This is a genomic window from Streptomyces sp. SID13666, from assembly GCF_010548325.1.
In the GTDB taxonomy this organism is placed as follows: domain Bacteria; phylum Actinomycetota; class Actinomycetes; order Streptomycetales; family Streptomycetaceae; genus Actinacidiphila; species Actinacidiphila fildesensis.
This window is the reverse complement of sequence record NZ_JAAGLX010000047.1, coordinates 15,450-34,444: the sequence shown is the minus strand read 5'-3', so window position 1 is coordinate 34,444 and position 18,995 is coordinate 15,450. Positions and strand designations below refer to the sequence as shown.

General features: G+C 65.1%; 14 protein-coding genes. 10 read left to right on the top strand and 4 right to left on the bottom strand.

From position 1 onward, the window contains the following. Positions 1–186: 186 nt before the first annotated feature. The 3 genes from G3I60_RS36710 to G3I60_RS36700 all read right to left on the bottom strand — a co-directional run bounded on the left by G3I60_RS36710 (position 187) and on the right by G3I60_RS36700 (position 3,316). Entirely contained in the window at positions 187–936 is a 750-nt protein-coding gene (locus G3I60_RS36710) for a transposase family protein (RefSeq protein ID WP_164294758.1), read from the bottom strand. A gap of 185 nt (positions 937–1,121) precedes the next feature. Further along, positions 1,122–1,763, bottom strand: a complete 642-nt coding sequence (locus tag G3I60_RS36705; RefSeq protein WP_239070713.1) for a hypothetical protein — start codon at positions 1,761–1,763, stop codon at positions 1,122–1,124. A gap of 275 nt (positions 1,764–2,038) precedes the next feature. Beyond that, positions 2,039–3,316 (bottom strand): tyrosine-type recombinase/integrase, encoded by a 1,278-nt coding sequence (locus G3I60_RS36700; RefSeq protein WP_164294759.1) that lies wholly within the window; start codon positions 3,314–3,316, stop codon positions 2,039–2,041. Between the two features lie 694 nt (positions 3,317–4,010). Here G3I60_RS36700 and G3I60_RS36695 point away from each other — a divergent pair. From G3I60_RS36695 to G3I60_RS36660, 8 genes are all read left to right on the top strand, one after another. After that, positions 4,011–4,229 (top strand): AlpA family transcriptional regulator, encoded by a 219-nt coding sequence (locus tag G3I60_RS36695; protein ID WP_239070712.1) that lies wholly within the window; start codon positions 4,011–4,013, stop codon positions 4,227–4,229. A 138-nt stretch (positions 4,230–4,367) separates the two neighbouring features. Continuing rightward, positions 4,368–5,693: a DUF3631 domain-containing protein gene (locus G3I60_RS36690; protein WP_164294760.1), complete on the top strand. Its 1,326-nt coding sequence runs from the start codon at positions 4,368–4,370 to the stop codon at positions 5,691–5,693. A 470-nt stretch (positions 5,694–6,163) separates the two neighbouring features. Continuing rightward, positions 6,164–6,985 (top strand): hypothetical protein, encoded by an 822-nt coding sequence (locus G3I60_RS36685; RefSeq protein WP_164294761.1) that lies wholly within the window; start codon positions 6,164–6,166, stop codon positions 6,983–6,985. Then, complete coding sequence (locus G3I60_RS36680) at positions 6,982–8,661, top strand: relaxase/mobilization nuclease domain-containing protein (protein WP_203674788.1); 1,680 nt, start codon at positions 6,982–6,984, stop codon at positions 8,659–8,661. The genes G3I60_RS36685 and G3I60_RS36680 overlap by 4 nt, the downstream gene beginning before the upstream one ends. Before the next feature lie 417 nt (positions 8,662–9,078). Continuing rightward, entirely contained in the window at positions 9,079–10,434 is a 1,356-nt protein-coding gene (locus tag G3I60_RS36675) for a ribonuclease domain-containing protein (RefSeq protein ID WP_164294762.1), read from the top strand. Between the two features lie 63 nt (positions 10,435–10,497). Further along, positions 10,498–10,995 carry a DUF2716 domain-containing protein gene (locus G3I60_RS36670; RefSeq protein WP_164294763.1) on the top strand — a complete coding sequence of 166 codons (498 nt, stop codon included), beginning with the start codon at positions 10,498–10,500 and terminating at the stop codon, positions 10,993–10,995. Between the two features lie 262 nt (positions 10,996–11,257). Further along, positions 11,258–12,070: an alpha/beta hydrolase gene (locus tag G3I60_RS36665; protein ID WP_164294764.1), complete on the top strand. Its 813-nt coding sequence runs from the start codon at positions 11,258–11,260 to the stop codon at positions 12,068–12,070. A 108-nt stretch (positions 12,071–12,178) separates the two neighbouring features. Then, positions 12,179–12,487, top strand: coding sequence for a hypothetical protein (locus G3I60_RS36660; RefSeq protein ID WP_343241999.1), 309 nt, complete (start codon positions 12,179–12,181; stop codon positions 12,485–12,487). A 29-nt stretch (positions 12,488–12,516) separates the two neighbouring features. On the opposite strand, the gene G3I60_RS36655 is transcribed toward G3I60_RS36660, so the two are convergent. Continuing rightward, the gene (locus G3I60_RS36655; protein WP_164608300.1) at positions 12,517–13,833 is read right to left on the bottom strand and encodes an XRE family transcriptional regulator; all 1,317 of its coding nucleotides are present in this window, start codon (positions 13,831–13,833) and stop codon (positions 12,517–12,519) included. 732 nt (positions 13,834–14,565) lie between these two features. Between G3I60_RS36655 and G3I60_RS36650 the strand changes: the two genes are divergently transcribed. Both G3I60_RS36650 and G3I60_RS36645 read left to right on the top strand, forming a co-directional pair. Continuing rightward, the gene (locus tag G3I60_RS36650; RefSeq protein WP_164608299.1) at positions 14,566–15,699 is read left to right on the top strand and encodes a methyltransferase domain-containing protein; all 1,134 of its coding nucleotides are present in this window, start codon (positions 14,566–14,568) and stop codon (positions 15,697–15,699) included. 1,356 nt (positions 15,700–17,055) lie between these two features. Then, on the top strand, positions 17,056–18,588 hold the full coding sequence (locus G3I60_RS36645; RefSeq protein WP_343241998.1) for a reverse transcriptase domain-containing protein: 1,533 nt from the start codon (positions 17,056–17,058) through the stop codon (positions 18,586–18,588). The last annotated feature ends 407 nt before the right edge of the window (positions 18,589–18,995 follow it).

The following is an 18,995-nucleotide window of genomic DNA, read 5'->3' as shown; positions in this document are numbered from 1 at the left end:
CTCCCCGCGAGAGCGTGCAACGGCCCGAGGTCGTCGGCGTTGACTGCCGAAGGGTACGTCAGGCCACCGCGCGGCGAGTGACGTTTTCTCAGTGAGGGTCACTTCCATATTCCGTGGTGGCGCGGGCGATGTCACCGATGCGGCTGGCGGAGATCGTTTCGCTGAAGAAACATTCAATGAGCATTTTCAGCGTTGTCTCTCCAGGGTGAGGACTGCCTTGGCGATTGACGTCATTCGATTTGGGCTGCATCGCGATCTTCGGAAGATCCGCCAGGATTTGAGTAGTGCCATCCCGCGTTCGACGGGAGCCCGGGACGTGGACAGTGCCCGGTTGACCGTCCGTTCTGTTGGGGTCAGCCGGCCGCCGGGCGGGCGTCTTCGCCCGGTGGTGACCCAAGGTCCGGTGCCCGTATAGGCGCGGTCGGCCAGGATGGGGACGCCCTGGCGTTCGCAGATCCGGATGATCCGGTGAGTGCGGGCTGCGGTCAGGTCGTGGCACCGGCCCGGCAGGGCCGGAGAGATCCACAGCACCTGCCCGGCCGTGTCGGTCACGACCTGCACGTTCACACCGTGGCGACGGTGCTTGTGCGAGTAGTCGGTCCGGCCGTCGCCCACCCGGTCGCACTCGGCGAGCGTCCCGTCGAGCAGGACGTACTCGGGCTCGTGGTCGCGCAGAACTTTCAGCAGGCCGGGTGCCCGGGCGGCCAGCAGGTCGATCACCGCGGTGGTGTAGGCGTGGGCGGTGCCGACCGAGATGCCAAAGCCGGCCGCTATCTGGGCCAGGGTGTCGTGCTTGCGCAGGTACACCAGAGCGACGAGCGCGCGTCGGTTCGGCGGAAGCTTGCAGCGGCGGTCACCCTCGCGGGTGACGATGAGCATGGTGACCCACTCGACCAGCGCATGAGGCAGGTCGAGTGCGGCAGGATAGGGAACCAACGAGGCACCTGCGCTGATGAGTCGAGACGTCGAACACCTCCCTCAACGGCACGGGTGCCTCGTGCGTTGCGGCCAATCTGGCCGTCACCCCATCGGTGGCCAATCTGAAAACGCTCACTGATCACTTGGGATCAACTCGTCTAGGGACAGCTATTCATCTGACCATAATCGGTCCCCACTCCCATTCAGGAGTTCGGGGCGAGAGGGTGGTAGACCCGCTGTCGTTCTACGGGAGCGGAGCCGAAATCGCCTGCCCCGTTGATGACTTCTCCGACACCGAGCCGGATGTCCTGGGCCCGGCCGAACCCTTTGAGGACGGCCCCGCGTCGGTCGGGGTTGGGATGAGCGTGCGTTGCGCCATCAGCCAGGGATACCGACCGGGCCGAGATTGGCCCGAGGATCTGGCAGCCCGTGCCGACCCGGCTGCGACCGAGGAGCTCAGCGCCGTTGGCGATCCGGACACCGTCACCGATCGAGACCTCGGAGTCTGCGGTCGTTGACTTGATCTGGGCGCCACCTTCCCCGATCACGGACCTGTCTCCGATCGTGATGCTTCCGCCCGCGCTCGCAGCGATGCGTGTCCCGCCGTGGAATACGTTGTCGCCACCGATGACGCAATGACTTTCGTCGTCGCATTCGATGACCACGCCCGGATAGAAGAGATTGCCGGGGCCGATGGTGACGTGCTTGGACAGGATCACCGAAAACGGGTCTAGTACGACAGATCCGCTGTCGGCGAGCTCAAGCAGTTCGGCAGGTGTCAAGAAGCCCGACGCGCCTCTCATCCGGTCGAATTTGTCCCATAGCGATGCCGCTCCCGTGATCATCCGATCAATGATTGGTCCCTCGCGGCGCCGTGTCCAGTCATCGCGGCCGGGCTGGGGCACAACGAACATGGCGAGGCTGCCGAGCTCTTCGACAGCAAGTTGGAGGAGCTCCGACTGCTGTCGCTGACAACCGAGGACCTGGAGGAGGCCCGTTCGGAGGGTTGCCGGCCAGGGGGAGCTGGACGAGATCGCTGAGGCAGCTCGACGCTTTCTCGCGCAAAGCCCGGCACAGCTTCCGGACGGCGCTGGAGACGCAGCCTCACAGCCGTGCCCCGCTACGCGGTCAATCGGTACCTCTGCCCAATGGCCTTGCGTGCCTTCGACACGGCGCCCGCGACGCGGTGCACGTACCTGCGCAGTGTGAAGGCCGGATCTTCATGGCCGAGTAGATCGGCGAGCGTGTAGACATCCACGCCGGCATTGATGGCTTCGGACGCGAACAGGTGCCGAAGGGCGTGCATCATCTTGTCCCGGCACTTCCCCCACTTCCGGCCCTTGCCCACAGGCTTGTCGTTGATCGCGTCTATGACCCCGATCGCCTCAAGGGCCGCCTTCCACAGGTAGTTGAAGTAGTTGCCGTTGAGTGGCTTGCGCTCGCGCGTGGTGAACATCAGCCGCACGGTGACTGGCGGCCCGCCCTTCGTCATCCAAGGCAGCGTGACGGCGACCGCCGGGAACCTCCGTATGTGCTCGGCGAGGATGACGGCCAGCTCGTCGGTGACGGGTACGTGCCGGTCCTTGAGATCGTCGTCGTCCCCGCCCTTCAACGGAGCGAAGACGAGGGCGCCGTGGTCGTGCGTGATCTGTCGACGGATGTGGACGGTCTTCTCGACGCAGAGCCAGTCCACGTCGTCGGGGCTGAAGCCGAAGATCTCGCCCTGGCGCATGCCGAGACCGCGCCCGCAGTCGACGACCGCCTGGTATCGCTCCAGCAGGTGCTTCTGCAGCAGGTCCGTCTGCTCCCAGGTGAGGGGAACGTCCTTCGCGGCCTTCTTGGACCGCCGCGGTTTGACGCGCTTGACCGACCCCGTCTCGCAGGGGTTCTTGGGGATCATCTCGTCGTCCACGGCCATGGCCAGGATGGACGCCAAGTGCGTGAAGACGAGGCCGACCGTCGTCTCGTCCAGAACTTCAAGCCGCCGCTTGATCCAGGTCTGGATGGTGGACGCCTTGATCTGGTTCAGCATGAGCTTCCCCAACGGCCCGACGATGTGGTTGCGGACGCAGGACTCGTACTGCGCGTAGGTGCGCGGGTTCGGCAGCGACTGGTTCTCCAGCCACTGCTCGGCAACCGTCTTGAGGAGCGTCTCGCCCTTTTTCGGGGCGATGTACGTCCCGTCATCGACGGAGCCCATCATCTGCGTCAGACGCTGACGGGCGTCCTCCTGCCGGACGAAGCTCTCGCTCTGCTGCTCCCCATCCGGGTCGCGCCACCGCGCCAGCCAGCGCTTGCCGCGCCCGTGTTCCCTGGACGGCACCTTGCCGTGCGCCTTGCAGCGCTCGTCGTTCAGGCCGGGTCGCTTCAGGTGCCAGCGGTCGTACGGCTCGGCCATGGATGAGAAGCCCCTTCGGATTGCCGGTGGAGGTGGCCGCGCCCGTCCGCAGGCGTTCGAGGTCGCGTGCGGGTCTGACTCCGATCGGTCCGGAATCGAGGGGTCGGTCGGTCGTGAAGGAGATTTGTAGCATCGATTTCCGGTTCGGAGAAATGGTGCCGCCGAAGAAGTTGTTTCGTGCTGCCCAGTCCAGAATCGTGAGCCGATCTGCGCGAGCGGATAAGGGCATCCACTGCGCGGCCGGGGAAATCTGATATACGCGTGGGTGGCGGCGCCATCCACGCGGATCATTGGGGCGCATCGCTACAAGTAAACATGGATCCCCGGGCGGCTGGGTCAACCTGCCAGTCGTGAGTGGGTCGGTAGCCCAGGGCCCAGATGGCCTCCTGACCAGTGCAGACGGTGGATCGAGAGTCGGCGGGAGGCGGGGGAGTGGAGCGGGGACAAGCGAAGCACCCACGCCTGCCCCGCCCCTTCGAAGGGGCGGGGCACCGTACCTCGCTATTCGCCTCTGCACCAGATCTTCCGCCCACGAGAATCGGTGTGTTCCGCCCGTATGGAGTTCGCCGACCGGCGCCCGTGAGCGCTATTTGGCGCGGCCGTGATTTGCCACCACAATGTCGCTGGATGGAACGCGATCGATGTGGCTACGTTGGTCGTGATCACCGGGATTCGCATCACGATGGAGAACCCTATGCCGCCAATTCACCGCACCGCCTCGAACGGGGAGCGACGTCCCCTGGCCACGCCGGAGGAACTGTCCGCCTACCTGGGCGTGCCGCTCGCGACCCTCTACGCCTGGAACCACCGGAGGGTCGGACCGAAGGCCACCAAGGTCGGCCGCCACCTGCGCTACCGCTGGCAGGAGGTGGAGGTATGGCTGGACGCCCAGTCCATAGAGCGCGCGGCCTGAGCCCGCGCCCCGAACGCAATACGGCCCTCGGCGCTGTGAACGCCGAGGGCCGAACGAAGTCCCCAGAACCGAGATTCAAACGATCAACCGTGGTCAACGGGCCTGGCAGCCCAAGAGACCAGCGGGAGGAGCTTCACCATGCACCCTACGACCCCACCCGCCCAGCGCGCATCCCCCAAGATCCTCTGGCCGCCGGTGGCGATCCCCGGTCAGCCCGGCATACACCGGTCCAGTGACCCGGCCACCGACGATGTGCCGGTGACTGACCGGCTGACCGGAATCACTGACCGAGTGACCGGAGGGAGTGACCGGCCGCCGGTCAGTGACCCCGGTCAGCCGACCGGACCGACCGAGGTGCCCGATGCCCCGGTCACTGAAGGCGCGGCCCTGCTGGACGAGTTGCGGACAGCCATCACCCGGTACGTGGTCATGCCCAGCCAGGAGGCCCTGAACGCCACGACCTTGTGGGTGGCGGCGACCCATCTCCAGCCCGCGTGGCAGCACGCCCCGCGCCTGGCGGTGGTCGGACCGGTCAAGCGGTGCGGTAAGTCCCGTCTTCTGGACGTCCTGCACGACACCGTCCACGCCCCCTTCATCACGATCAACTCCACCCCGGCGGCGATCTTCCGCTCCATCACCAAGGAGCCGCCCACCCTGCTGGTCGACGAGGCGGACACCCTGTTCGGCAACGTGAAGGTGGCGGAGAAGAACGAGGAGATGCGCGGCCTGCTGAACGCCGGTCACCAGCGCAACCGCCCCACCACCCGGGTGTCCGGCCCGGAGCACAAGCCGACCAAGTTCCTGACCTTCGCCATGGCGGCCCTGGCCGGGATCGGCGACCTCCCCGACACGATCATGGATCGCGCGGTCGTCGTCCGGATGCGCCGTCGAGCGGTGCACGAGAAGGTCCAGCCCTTCCGCTCCCGCCGGGACATCCCCGTCCTCAACGATCTCCGTGACCGGATTGCCGCATGGACCGCAACTCTGGCCGCGACCGCCGCCGAAATGGAGCCGCCGCTGCCGGTCGATGATCGTGCGGCGGACACCTGGGAGCCCCTGGTGATCGTCGCCGACCTCGCCGGAGGCCACTGGCCCGCCACCGCCCGCGCCGCCTGCCGGACCATGACCGACCACGAGACCGGACAGGACGAGGAGAACGGCCTCAAGAGCCGCATCCTCGCCGACATCCGCACCGCGTTCGCCGGCTTCGGCAACCCCCACGCCCTCGGCACCGCAGACCTGCTCTGCCGCCTGCGCGCCGACGCCGAGGCCCCATGGGCCGAGTACGGCAACGGAGGGCTGAGCCCACGGGGGCTGCAGGTCCTGCTGAAGGACTACGGCATCAACTCCTGCACCGTCCGCTTCCGGGACGGCCAGCGAAAGGGCTTCTACCGCGCCCAGTTCGCCGATGCCTGGACCCGCTACTGCCCCGAGCCCACTACGCCCGGTCCCACCCGCCCGTAACCCGGCACGACTCGTACCACCCGTCCCTGCGCAGGTCAGCGCGGGGACGGGTCGTTTCCCCGAAGAGAGTCAACCCGTACCAGCCACCTGCCGTCGCCACCCCATGGCCCACAGCCGGAGCACGTTGGGACGAGTCGACCCGTACCAGCGTGACCACTCGTACCTGTGCTGACCAGGCATGGGACGGGTGGGACGAGTGAAATCGCATGGTGCCCAGAACCGCGCCGGAACCGAGGAGCAGTACCACCATGAGCAAGCGCGGACTACGTCAACGAATCATTCGCAGTTGGGTTCGTGGACTGGCCCCGGAAGAGATGACAGGGGCAGAGATACGGGCAGCAAGTTGTCCTCAAAGGACTCCTACCGGACCCATCTCCGCCCCGGGGGTGGCGGAGCGGGCAGGCGCCGACCGCGGGCGGTCGACTTCGGAGGCGCTCGGCCCAGGGGTGCCGACCACCAACGCTGCACCAGTGCCGTCCGAACCGGCCGCCGACCACGCCTCCATCGCCGACGTTGTGGCCCGCTACCGTCTGCGTCTTCCAGAACCGCGTATGCACCGCGTCGCCCTCCGCTTCGACAGCGAGGAGTGGAACGACGTCGTACGTGCCGCAAGCGACTGTGAGCGCAAGCGCGGCGGCTTCGTTGCTGCAGCTGCCGTCGCCGCATCCGGAGCGGACTGCCCTGCTGATCACGTCACCGACCAGCTCATGGAGCGCAACATCACCGCCGCCCGCATCGGCGGCACCTTCAACCAGCTGGTGCACCGCCTCAACTCCGGTGGTGCCCTGACCGATCACGCCGATGCGTTGCTGCGACGTTTCGCGGAGGCTGTCGCCCAGGTCGACGACGCCGTCACCAATCTCGGCGCCACGAACACCGTCGATATCCCCACGCCTGTGGATATCGGCGTTTGTCACCGCCATCGCCCGCAGGGGCCCCGCGAGCACCGGGTCAGCCCCCGCTTCAGCGACCACGAATGGGCCGGCATCACCACCACCGCCCAGCACTTCGGCATCGAGCCAGGCGCCTACGTCGCGACCACGGCCCTGCTCGCCGCCCGCTCGGACAACCCCCGTGCTGCCATCGCGGACACCCGCGCGCAGCTCGAAGAGCTGATGGAAGCCAACCGGCTGCTGGCTGCCCTCGCCAATAACGCCGCCCAGCTCCAGCGCCACCTCCCACCCCGCCACCCCCTCAACGGCCAGGCCCGGAAGCTGCTGGAGCACCTGGGCGAGGCCCTGAACCGCATCGATGCCACCGCCGCCGCGCTGGCAGGAGGCGAGCGCCCGTGATTCCCAAAATCACCACCGGCAATGGCGGCAGCAGGCGCGTCGTCCACTACCTCTTCGGGCCGGGCAAGCACAACGAGCACACCGACCAGCACCTGGTCGCCTCCTGGAACGGCTTCGCCCCCGACCCCGGGCCCCACCCCGACCCGGCCACCGAGGCCAAGCTCGCCGCTCAGCTCGACCTGCCCGTCACCGCCCTGCCCGCCGACCAGCGCCCCGCCATCACGAACTGGCACTGCTCGCTGCGGACCGCGCCCACCGACCGGCTCCTGACCGACGACGAATGGGCCGAGATCGCCCGCCGCGTCCTGAACGCCGCCGGCATCGCCACGACCGGTGACACCAAAGCCTGCCGCTGGATCGCGGTGCGCCACGCCCCCGATCACATTCACATCGCCGCCACCCTCGTGCGCCAGGACGGCCGGGTCGCCCGCCGCGATTTCGACCGCAAAGCCGTCCATGCCGCCTGTCGCACCATCGAAACCGACTACGGCCTGCGCCAGCTCAACCGCGGGGACGGCACCGCCCCCAAACGCGCCACCAGCAAAGAGCACTTCAAGGCCGAACGCCTCGGCCGCACCCGGCCCGCACGCGAGGAGCTACGGGAAGCCGTCCGCCGGGCCAAGGCCGCCGCCCGCACCGAGCCCGAATTCTTCGCCGTCCTGACCAGCACGGGCATGAAGGTCAAACTGCGCCAGGCGCCATCCCGCGACATCACCGGCTACAGCGTTGCCCACCCCAAGGACACCAATGCGGCAGGCGAGCCGATCTACTTCTCCGGCTCCAAGCTCTCCCCGGACCTGTCCCTGCCCGAGATCCGCAAACACCTCGGCGCCCAGGACCCCGAACTCCGCACAGGCAACCCCTGGTACATGGCGGCAGACGCCGCCCGCCACACCCTGGCCGCCCTCGAAGGGGACGACGACGCCGGAGCCCAAGCCCACCTGGCCGCCTTCGGCGACCTCCTCGACAACGCCACCCTGGCCGCACCCACCGCCAACCAGACCGAACTACGAGCAGCAGCCGCCACGTTCCACCGCGCCACCCGCTCCAAGGTCCGCGCCGAAGACCACCAGGCGGCCAGCCTGCGCAGCGCGGCAAAGCAGCTCCTCTACACCGCCACCAGCAACCAGGACGGCACCGGCACCGCCGTCCTGCTCTCCATCGCCATCCTGGTCACCACCGCCGCCATCCGCTGGCGCGAAGTCCGAGGCCACCAGCAGCAACAGGCAGCAGCCCAAGCAACCCTCACCCACCTTCGTACCGCCTACGAACAAACCGCCCGCCCAACCCTGACCACCCTCGCTCACCAAGCACCGACCCCAGCCACCATCGATCGCTACGAAACCGCTGTGCGCCAGGCCATCCCCGCCCACGCCGACCGCATCCTGACCGACCCCGCCTGGGCCGCCTTGACCACCACCCTCGCCGCAGCAGAGAAGGCCGCCGGCAACCCCCGCAGGGTCCTCGCCGAGGCCGCCGAACAACGCGAACTGGCCAGCTCCGAATCCCCCGCCGAAGTCCTCCACTGGCGCATCACCAGCACCACCAGCAAACGCGAGCAAGCAGCCATTGCCAGCAGCAGCGTCGCCAAGGTCGCCACAGCGCATGAGGTAGTACCCGGCACACCGGACCAGCACCGCGATCGAACCTTCAAGCAGCAGCGTCACCGCCGTTGAGACGCAAGGTGCCACGGGCATCTAGTACCAAATGTGGTGAGACAGGCCAGGGGATGGTTCCTGCCAAGGGTCGGGGATGCCGGCACGGCGCAACGCAACTACAGAGAGACTGTTTTGTACTGACTGGTCGAACTATCCAGTAACATAAGCCTAGTTGCCACCCGTGCCTGAGCGGTCGGTACCTGCGCGCCGTGCGGGCAGACTCCCGCCCGCCTTCCGGCCCTGGGGCTATCCGGGCCCTGCCTGCCACCACGGCTCTGCCTACGCCGTACAGATGGGCAGCTCAGTTGCCGACAGCGCTGCAGCGCGCTCACGCCACGGTTCGGCATACCGACCTTGGGACCCACGATGAACACGAGGAGATTGCTGTTGCCTACTACCGTTCGAATACGGGCGAGAATTGTCGCCGCACTAGCCTTGACCCTTGCAGTCCTGCTGGGATCGGCCGGATCGGCCCTCGCCGCACCGCTCGCCGGTCCCACCGCCCCCTCCGCAGCGGGGGATCCGCATTCCCGCTGTGCTGCCCTCCCACTGCTGCAGCGCGTGGTCTGCGACCGGGAGGTGACCGAGCACCAAGTCGGCATCATTGTGGCCTTCCTGGTTCACACGGACATGGTCCTCCAGACCTCCCATGGCGCCCCGGGGGAGAAGGACAAGCCCTACGACATCACCCAGGCCATGGACGCATGGTCCAAGGGCACGTTGAAGGCCGAAGACGTCAGATCGATCTTCTACAAGAGGCTGGAAACCCTCGCAACGATCGAACTCAAGTCGCTCCAAACCATCAGCACCATCGTTGATGTCCTGCCGGGAATCACCGCCATAACCATGGCCTCGGCAACCGTCGCCAAGGATCTCCCCAAGGTCAACGCGGCACTGGAAACAGCGAACAAGGGCATGGACGTCGAGCTTCGGGGCCTGAAGCAGATACAAAGCGGCCTGAACCAGGCGAACAAAGGCATCGGCGAAGCAAAAGCTGCCATGGCACAGACCAACGCCGGTATCGCCGAGGCCAATACCGCCATCCAAAAGGTCAACGCCGCGCTCGACGCCACCACGAAGTCCGTCGCCTCCGTGGACAAGGGACTGCGCGACGCGTTCGCCGGCTTCAAGCCCCTTGCCTCCGAGGGTCTGCTCCATCTTGATCTGTCGCAGCTGGAGAAGGACTTCCCTCAGGCTGGCAACTCACTGTTCGCCGACGCCATTCAGGGGCAGGTGGTTTCCTCTCTGCTGGACTTCCTGCCCGGCATAGGAAGTGTCAAAGGCTTCTACGAGGGGATCACCGGTTACGACAAGGTCACCGGGCTGCCCCTCGATACGACCACCCGGGTCATGGCTGGCATTCCGATCATCGGTGCCATCGGCAAGGACATCAGGTCCGGTAAGCATTTTGAAGAGCTGCTCAAGCTCCGCGAGTTCTATGACACATGGGAGAAAGCGGGACCACTGATCAATTCCCTGCGAAAGTCCGGAAAACTTCCCGTCGGTTACATCACACAGGACGAAGCCATGAAACTCGGCTGGGACAAGGGAAAGGCTCTCGCCAATAGCGCTCCTGGGAAGTCGCTCGGCGGAGACGTATACAGAAACGAAACGAATCTCTTGCCGCCGGAGCCAGGACGCACCTGGTATGAAGCTGATGTCGGCCAGGACTACAAGCTGAAGCGGAAGAACAACCCCGGCACTAGACTGGTGTATTCCAGCGATGGGCTCATGTACATCACTGTCGACCACTACGCAAATTTCCATAACATTGGACGTTGGAAGAAGTAGGACCTCCGGGGTGGGGGCCGCACCGGCCCCCACCCCGTCAGCGCGACTGGGAGAAAACGTCACATGAGCAACGCCTACCTCCGAGAGTTGACCGACCCTGAAAGAGGCGCCGCATGGACGGCCGTCGACGCGGTCCTGCGCTTCAACATCCAGCAGCGCCCGGCGATCGCAGAGCCCATCCCCTCGGCAACGTGGTCGCTGGACGCCCTCGACACGCCTGACGGCTACCCGATCGACGATCTCACCGACGCCCTGTACGACGTGATGAGCGATGCCCTGCTGGCCTGCACACCTGCCGACGGGGAACTACTTCTGTTGGACTGGCAGCATTCGTGCCGACGCGTCCTACCACATCAGGCCCCCCGTACCTCGTGGCAGGACGCCTTTTTCCCCGACGGCGATTGGATCTTCGAAGTCGCACCGGACGTCAGCTACGGATCGTTCGGGGACCCCAGGGAAGGGTCCCTCTGCCTCTTCGGCGAGCAACTCCTCGACCTGGCCGCGCCAAGACTCAACACGCTCCTCGGCCAACCGCTACGGGCAACTCCAAGACCCTCCTGAGCGCTGCCACACCGCGTCTGTCCAGGCGATGGATGTGCCGTTCGGGCAGGCAGCCGCCCCGGCGCCCGTCCAGGAGCAGGAGTAAAGCTCCTGGACGGGAGGCGGACCTCTCAGGGGCCGGCGACGAGCCTGACGGCTCCGCGGTTGGGCGGTATACCGTCGCGGGGAACGGTTGGGCCACAGCTTCTCGCGGAGCCTGAGTTTTGCCCCAGCTCTGCACGGGCAGCTCGGCACATATGGCCTCGGTGGCTACGATCGGCGCATGGGTGATCGCGAGACGGCGTTTCGGTCCTTGGATGGCACGGCTCTATCCGGAACGGTGTCTGACGCCGTTTCACCGCAGCGCGGAGCAGCTGTGCTGGTGCACGGAGCGGGGGTCACCCGGGAGGAGGGTGGCTTCTTCGCTCGCCTGGCGACTGGTCTGGCGAGCGCGGGGGTTGGGTGCCTACGCTTCGATCTGCGGGCACACGGAGCCAGTGGTGGTCGGGCTGAGGAGTTGACCATCGCCGGAGTCACCAACGACATCCGCGCCGCCGGCGATCACCTGCGCGCCGAAGCCGGGCACGCCGGGCCGGTGCACGTGATCGCCGCATCGTTTTCCGGAGGTGCCGCCGCGTTGCACGCAGCGCATCAGCCGGCCGAAGTGGGGCGTGTGGTGCTGCTCAACCCGCGGTTGGACTACCGCGAGCGGTACATCACCCGCAAGCCGTACTGGGCGGGGGACTGCCTCTCCCCGGAATTCGCCCGGTCATTGGACGAGCAGGGCTTCACCGAGAAGGACCCGTTCGAGCTGGGCCGAGCGCTGCTCAATGAGGTCTTCTACCTCGATGCGGCGGCCATTGTCTCGGCGGTCCGGGCACCCGTGCTGATCGTTCACGGCACGGCGGACACCTTCGTCTCTGTTGAGTCCTCGCGCCACTATCGGCCGCTGTTCGGCGGCCCGACCGAACTCATGGAGCTCGATGGGGCCCAGCATGGTTTCGCCGTCCACGAGGACCCGCAGTATCTGGACCCGCAGTCCCAGGCATGGCAGGCCGAAGTGATCGAGCGCGTCACCGGGTTCCTGACCAACTAGGACTTCTCCGGCTGATCATGAATGAGGGAGTGGCCCTATCCTGAGCGCCTAAAGGGTGGGGGTGGCATGGAGCCAGGTGTTCAGCTGGTGCGGGGTTTGGTAGCGGCTGTGCCCGGTTTCGAGGACTTGTTTGAGGCCCACCTCTACAACCTGGAAGGGGTCCTGCCGCACCTGTTCTTCTGGGAGGTCGTTCAGGAGACGGTCGCCTCGTTCCTCGGAGGAGACGAGACGGACTGGCGAGTCACGCTGCGGTTCCTGGAGGAGCAGCATCGACTCGATGTCCTCGAAGTGGTGCAGGTGATCACCACCTCGTTCCTCTACAGCCTGCCCTGGCCGGATCAGCCCGGATACGGCCTTGTCGACCACCTTGGTCCCACCATGAGTGTCCGGTTCGCTGCGATCCGGCCGTCCGGCTAGGGCTCGGCAGCTGGTCGGCCGGACAAGTCCTAAACGGCTGCAGGTATGGCCGCGAGGGCGTCGCGCAGGTCCCGTACCGCTGGTCGCCGCGCGTGCGGCGCCAGGGCCTTGGAGGTGCGCCGCAGTTCCTCGATGGCCTGCCCGAACCGTGCGGGTGCCGCGATATCGAGGGAGAGTATGGCGGTGGACGCGGCCTCGTCCGCTTCTCCGGCTGCGGCCAGGGCTCCGGCCCAGTGGGCGGTGAAGAAGGCTCGGTCACGGGGCGCGAACGGTGCGGCAGGCAGGTACTGCTGGAACAGGTCCACGGCGCGTTCGCTCTCGCCGGCCTCACGGTGGCAGATGGCGCTTTGGACCATCAGCCGCTGCTCGGTGTAGCCCTCGCACAGCGGGCCGGTGCAGCTCGCCGCCCCGGCCGGTGGTGCGCTGGCCAGCGCTTCGTGTGCTTGGTCCAGAGTGCGGGCGACGTCGTCGGCGGTGGCGCCGGTCAGGGCAAGGGCGCGGGCTTCTTGCTGGAGGGCTTCGGCGCGGGCGCGCGCGGGTAGCGCCCACGGCCCGTGAACGGCGGCGTGCGCCAGATCGCGCATCCGGGCCGGATCATCACGGTCGGCGGCCTGGGCTTTGCGGAGCAGGACGTAGGCGTGCATCGCGTCGTCGCCGCTCACGGTGGCCCATTCGATGGCGCGGTCGTGCCAGTAGGTGGTGGTCTGGGGCGTGGATCCGCCGTCGCGGTGCAGCCAGGCGGTGAATTCGGCAGCTCTCGCGCCGAGCGCAAGCAGGTCACGGCGCACGGCAGGTTGAGCGGTGCGCGCGGTGGTGTCGATGGCCGCGAGGATGCCCAACGCGGCAGGCAGGGCTCGGTGGGGTCCGAGGTGACTGTCGGCGCGGGCGGACTCGTCCAGGGCAGAGCGCAGGTGCGCCACCAAGTGGTGATCGCCGTAGCGCCGGGCGTCGCCCAGGGCGGAGGCCAGATGCTCCAGGCCGGTCAAGTCCAGCAGCGGGACCACGCCCGCCGCGACGCCCAAGAAGGAGCGTCGGCGCACCAATTCCTCCTGAGGCTGCTCAGGGCCTAAGCCCTCCGGTTCCCGTCCCGGTCGGGACGGGCGGACGAAGCCGAGGTCCTCCAGCGCGGTGCCGTACATGTGCGTCAGGACACGCCGAGCATCGCGGTTCGGCCAGGTGGGGCGGACTGACTCCCACCGCCGTACCTGCCGCACGGAGATCAACGCCTGTTCACCCAGTTCACGGGCATGACGCTCATAGGCGTCGACGAAGTCCTGCTGGGTGTGCCAGCCGTGCCGTACCCGGGCAGCGACCAGAGCTTCGTTCCCCATGGCGTGTTCGGACATGTGCACCCCCCGGGTCCTGCGCTCAACACCGTAGCCAGACGCGGCTGCCTGTCGCGACCAGACCGTACTGCTTGCTCAAGGTGTCCGGTGGGATGTCCGGTGATGCGACCTCGCCTGCCTTGTGTGGCAGCGGTGAACTGGTCCTACCTACCGCACGGCACCCGCGTCGAGCGGTTGGGCACGACAGGAGAATCCCACGATGACCCGGACACCCACGTACCTCGACCTTCCGCAGGAGCCACGGAGAGCACTGAGCGGATAGCGCCCGGCGGCGAAGCGAATGCCCGACGCAGCGGTTGCGAGGCTGGCCGGCCACCTCAGAGCCCGTACGGATGTTCCGCCCGATCGCTCCTTGAACGCCGAGCAGCGCAATGGGATGCGCTGCTGTTACTGCCACGTCTGGCTGCCGGACGGCACCCGCCGGTTCATCGGCTCCGGCCACACAACACCGAAGAACGCCGGGCTCCTGGACATTTCCTTGATCTACGCCTGTTCACCCAACTGTCTGACCCCAACGGAAGGTCCCCAGATGACCACTCCTCGCCCCCGCCCGCCGGACCCCAGCCCCATCCCCGCGAGTGGCAGCAAGACCCCACGACCCACCGACAAAAGGAGCTGATCGGCCATGGCCAAGCACGGAGACAACAAGGGCGGCGCCGACGGCGACAAGAAGCAGTCGCCGAAGGAGAGCGACGGCCAGTGGACCAAGCCCGTCGAGAAGAAGTGACCGCCATGACCGACCGCAAGCGCCTCGTCGAGATCCTGACCAACAAGCACGCCTTACCGTCCGGGTGGCGTGAGACCGTCGCAGACGTCGACCGGTCGTTCTTCGTCCCGCGGCGCTTTACCTACGGAGCGTCCGAGACCGTGGACCGGGCGAAGAACCTGGAGCGCTGGAGCACCCTGGTCTACGGCGACACCGTCATCGTCACCCAGGTCAACGACGGCCGGACCCTCCCCGACGAGCACGAACTGCCGACATCGTCCACGTCGATGCCCTCTCTGATGCTGGAGATGCTGGACCTTCTGGATGTGGAAGACACCCACACCGTGCTGGAGGTGGGCACCGGTACCGGCTACAACGCCGCGTGGCTCGCCTACCGGCTCGGTGACAGCAACGTCACCACCGTCGAGATCGACAGCTCCCTGGCCGCCCGCGCCGAGGCGAACCTGCACGCCGCTGGCCACCACCCCACCGTCCTCGTCGGCGACGGCCTGGCCCCGGATCCCGACGGACCCACCAAGGACCGGCTGATCTGTACCTGCACGGTGCGCGACATCCCCTACGCCTGGATCGAGAAAGTCCCGGACGGCAAGATCGTCACCCCGTTTGGAAACGGCTTCTTCTCGGGCTCCTACGCTGCCCTCACGGTCACCAAGGGCGTCGGCCGAGGCCGCTTTCACGGAGACCCGGCCTTCATGTGGGCCCGCCAACAACGCCCTGGACGCGGATATCTGCAGGACTACCTCCACCACCGCGACGAGACCGAGACTGGCGTCACTACCGTCAGCCCACTCGACGTCTACCACGACGCCGACGCCCGCTTCGCGATCGCCTCCCGCATCAGCGGAATGTGGCCGATGCTGGTCTCCGCCGACGACGGCAGCGAAGAACACACCCTGTGGCTGCTGGCCGACGACGCCCGCTCCTGGGCCAGCATCGACTACGTACCGAACGCCGACGTCTATGAGGTCGAGCAGTACGGTCCGCGCCGCTTCTGGACCGAAGTGGAAGCTGCCTACCAGTGGTGGGACGGCGTTGGCCGCCCATCACGCGACCGCTTCGGCATCACGGTGGACGGCGCCGGCCAGCGGATCTGGCTCGACACCCCCGACAACGTCCCCGACGAGGGAGACCCTCGGTGAGTGACGATGCCGCGCCGCTGACCGTTCGCATCCCCGGGGCAACCTGGAAGCAGATTGCCACCGACCCTGAGGTCACGCACGCCGCCTGCCTTTCAGCCGACGCCGACGATCAAACGCATGCGAGCATGCGGACTTCGCCGGTCGGCGGAACCTCGCCCCCGTCCGCGTCGTCCGCCCGCACTCGGCGACGGTTCACCCGAACCGGTTCCCGGATCAGCCGCCGGCCTCCTGACCGGCCCTACCAACCCCCGCCCGGTGTCCCTGCACCGGGCGGGCCGCTATGGGCGGACCGACGAGGGTGCCCTGCCCCTTCAATCACAACCTCTTCTCCGAACCTCCCGCCTGGGATCTTTCGCGTCTCCCTGCGCTCCCGGCCCGGAGCGACTCGCGGACCTCCACTCGATCGAGGCGGCCACCTCCCCCCGCTTAACTGCTGTCTACAAGGAGCCGAGCGCATGTCTCCCGCACCTCACGAAGGGTGACGTGAACGACGACGTTCGGTTCTGCCATGTCGACGTCGTGCAGCTCGACATTCCCCTGCCTCGGCGGTTGGCTCAAGACATCCACGACGAACTCACTCACGCCTAGTCCTTTGGCCCGCCTTGGACATCGATCTTGCGGCGTACCCACCGCTCAGAGCACCGGACCCGCCCGATCTCGGGCCACCATCCCGGCCTGAGATCCTTGCTGGGGGCAGGTTCGCCCCGCTCACTCGTCGGATCGAATCGGAAGGCGAGGTAGGGACGATTGCCCAAACTCTGGAAACCGCCGGAGAGGCACTCGGCTCGGAAACCTTCAAACGTGTGCCACGGTCCGCCTTGTCCCCGAAGATCGTCCTTGCGCGGACAGTGACTGACTTGCCCCACAGGCTAGCCAGGTTCGCTACATGAGCGGCCTGCAACAGGGTCCATCAGCACAATGCCATCCGCCGTTGGCTAGCAAGATCGGATCAGCGGTGTCCCGTCGGGTTGCACCGGCATTCACGACCTTGGCAGCCGCCGCCAAATCGCGGAACACATACCCCGTGCTCTTCTAGGCCGTTCAACCACCCGCGTGTACTTGGAACGACGCGGTGAGCCTGCCCTGCCGTGCCCGACATCGCGGCCTTCGTACTCATCCTGATAGACATTTTCCATGATCGTTTTGTGATTTCTTGTGGATACTTTGGTCCTTCCTGCCGATGAAGCGCTAAAGTTAGCTGACTCGCCAAGGGTGAGTAGGCTGGCCCGGGTTTGTAGAACCGTGTGTCCACTTTGTGGTACCGCGGCTCTGAGTAGTTGAGCTCGGTCACGAGCGAAACCGCATGAAAGGTAATTTCCTGCCCGGGCTGGCCGCATACTTTGAGCGGAGTTGGCTATGCCTTTCGAAGATGACTTGCTGGCTGAGTGTCGAAAGCTCATATTGCGACATGAGCGCCACGCTCAAGAAATTCGAGATGACGATGTTCGTCGCTCTCGACGGACGGGTTCCGCACATAGAGGTGACGTGAAGCGCCCCGATTATTGGCTCGCCAATCGGGCATTTAATCCCTATGCGGTAAGGTCGTCGGCAAGTTCAATTTCTTACGCAATAAAGAAATCTCTTAGGATGGAAACATACTCTCCCTATAATCCCCTATCGTACGACGTTCCGAAGTCGGATGGCACGAGTCGCACGGTCAGCGTTTTTTCCGTGGCAGATTCTGCGGTTTCTCGACGAGTTTATAAGAGCTTGCTGGAGAAAAATCAGTCACGCTTCAGCTCCTATTCCTACGCTTACCGGAGTGACCTTTCGGCCCACGATGCTATTCGGCATATTTCTTCAGAGCTGACAGGGCGCGATAGGATATTCTTGGCAGAGTATGATTTTACCAAATTTTTCGATTCAATCTCCCATGACTACGTTTGGCGCATAATTGCGGATCAGGGATTCTTGATCTCTCCGCTTGAAAAGCATGTCCTGAACTCGTTTCTGGATACGACACTGCAGAGTCGAGACGCCTACTGTCACAGGACTCCGCCCGATGCGCGGGGGGCTGGTCTTCCTCAGGGAACATCCATTTCCCTGTTTCTGGCCAATGTTGCTGCGTGGGAACTGGATAGGACCTTGGAAAGGCTCGGTGTGGGCTTTGCTCGCTATGCGGACGACACGCTCATTTGGTCGAATGACTACTCTTTGATCTGCAAGTCCGTTGATACCCTGTCTAATCTTAGCCAAAAAATTGGCGCAGATTTGAACTTTAAGAAATCTCACGGAATTAGCATATTTGCGCCTGAGGGAACGCCGGTAGAGCTCAAATCAAAACCGCGTGTTGAGTTCGTGGGATACAAGTTCGATAACACTGGAACGGGAATGCGCGCATCTGTTGTATCCCGCATCAAGCGTCGCATAAGTTTTCTCATTTGGGCAAACCTCCTGGAGCCCCTAGCTAAAGGTCAAATCGTTCCTGGCCGGGTGGCTCCGTCTGTAGATCGCGACTATCTAGTAATGCTGCTTCAAATCCGACGTTATCTATACGGCAACCTAAGCGAAAGTAAGCTCAGGCGTCTAAATAGCGGTCGCGCTAGAAGGATTCATTTTCCTGGAGTAATGTCGTATTTTCCGCTCGTAACGGATTTGGCACAACTCAAAGAGCTCGATGGGTGGCTTCTCCATACCATCTCCACCTCATTGAATAAGCGCGGAAGAATTCTGAAATCCAAGGGTATCGTAGATCTGCCAGTCCCGCATGGGCTTGATGGCGACCAGCTCCTCAAGGCATTTGCAAGGACTAGTCGTGGAATGAGAATCGACCTTAGAATTCCGTCATTCGTTCGCATTGGAACGTGTATAAATGCAGCTGCAAATGCACATGGACCAAATGCTGTTGGGCGCGCTGGCGGGCCTCTTCATTATGACTATGGGATGTAGCGTCGTTTCCCATTATTGGCTATCTACCTAAGGAGAGGTTGGCTTTTTGTCCGGGGTCAATATTTCGGGTTTGCGCGCGTTTGGAGATTTCGACGAAATTAGTCGTTCTTGGTAGAAGGATTGCAAGGGCATATTCGCTCCTGCAAATTCTCTTCTGGGGCGATCAGAGAGCTCCTCGCGCCTTGGTAGCCTAGAAATTCGGCTGGACAGCGCTGAGCAACTTCGCTTCTGAGGATAAGGCTGCTCTGGGTTCCATGGTGACCGGCTATCACTTCATTGCGCAGTCGCGAGGAGCGCGGCGGGCACGGCTGATGCCTCGGAGATCGAGCCATCACCTGATGGCATCACTTGCACGGATACCGCACCGGAGCCCGCGCCCAGGCCGCTACCGTTCGAGCAGCCTGATC